Origin of the sequence: Neisseria sp. HMSC061B04, assembly GCF_001836705.1 — a bacterium.
Classification (GTDB): domain Bacteria; phylum Pseudomonadota; class Gammaproteobacteria; order Burkholderiales; family Neisseriaceae; genus Neisseria.
Window position 1 is genome coordinate 1 of record NZ_KV830215.1, and the last position, 384, is coordinate 384.

Annotated in this window: 1 pseudogene; it reads right to left on the minus strand. The window is 52.6% G+C overall.

Annotated features, from left to right (window positions below):
* Positions 1-384: pseudogene (locus HMPREF2661_RS08865) on the minus strand (hypothetical protein); the annotation flags it as partial.

The window sequence follows — 384 nt, forward strand, 5'->3', positions numbered from 1 at the left end:
CGTCGGCTTCGGCGTTCTTACCGTCGGCACCGGTGTCACCTTTAGCACCGGTTGCACCATCTTTAATGATAGTAGTAGTGGTGTTACCGTTACCGTCTTTGATGGTTACAGTGTGAGTACCGTCGCCGTTGTCTTTAACTTCGGCTTCAGCGTTCTTACCGTCGGCACCGGTTGCACCAGTTGCGCCGGTATCACCTTTGGCACCAGTTGCACCGTCTTTAACGATGGTAGTAGTGGTATTACCGTTACCGTCTTTGATGGTTACAGTGTGAGTACCGTCGCCGTTGTCTTTAACTTCGGCTTCAGCGTTCTTACCATCTGCACCAGTAGCGCCGGTATCACCTTTTTCGCCTTTGTCGCCGGTTGCACCAGTAGCGCCGGTAT